This window comes from Dysgonomonas mossii (assembly GCF_004569505.1).
Lineage (GTDB): Bacteria > Bacteroidota > Bacteroidia > Bacteroidales > Dysgonomonadaceae > Dysgonomonas.
This window is the reverse complement of sequence record NZ_SPPK01000034.1, coordinates 1-519: the sequence shown is the minus strand read 5'-3', so window position 1 is coordinate 519 and position 519 is coordinate 1. Positions and strand designations below refer to the sequence as shown.

At 72.8% G+C, this 519-nt stretch carries 2 protein-coding genes; one reads left to right on the top strand and one right to left on the bottom strand.

Features of this window, described 5'->3' with window-relative positions; genetic code table 11:
* Window positions 1-252, top strand: a 252-nt coding sequence (locus E4T88_RS18830) for a DUF4148 domain-containing protein (RefSeq protein WP_135107551.1), incomplete at its 5' end; no start/stop codon positions are given.
* A 19-nt stretch (window positions 253-271) separates the two neighbouring features.
* Here the strand turns inward: E4T88_RS18830 and E4T88_RS18825 are convergent.
* The coding region (locus E4T88_RS18825) for a hotdog family protein (protein WP_260393729.1) at window positions 272-519 on the bottom strand (248 nt) is incomplete at its 5' end.

The window sequence follows — 519 nt, the reverse complement described above, 5'->3', positions numbered from 1 at the left end:
GACTGGATCCACTACCCGGCCGTGAACCAGGCCACGTCCAGCACGCTGACGCGCGAAGCCGTGGTCGCCGACCTCGTGGCCGCCCGCCAGAACGGCACGCTGCCGCGCGACGGCGACTGGAGCAACGTTCCCGCGCCCCTGGCGCTGTCCGGCCAGTCCGACGGCAATACCCAGGTGGCCACGCGCGAGCAGGTGCGCGCCGAAGCGATCGCCGCGGCCCGCGCGCACACCATAGTGAGCGGCGACCACTGAGATCCCTGCCGCCGGGGGATCAGGCCGGCGCGCCGTAATTGCGCGTGAGCGATTCGGCCACGCAGACCGGCTTGTCGGCGCCTTCGCGCTCGATGGTGGCCTGCCAGGTCATCTGCACGCCGTCCGGCGCCGCCGGCTCGCAGGCCAGCAGCGTGAGCCGGGCCCGCAGGCGGCTGCCGACCGGCACGGGCGACATGAAGCGCACGCGGTTGAGGCCATAGTTGACGCCCATGCGCGCGCCCTCGATGTCGAAGGCCGCCTCGAAGA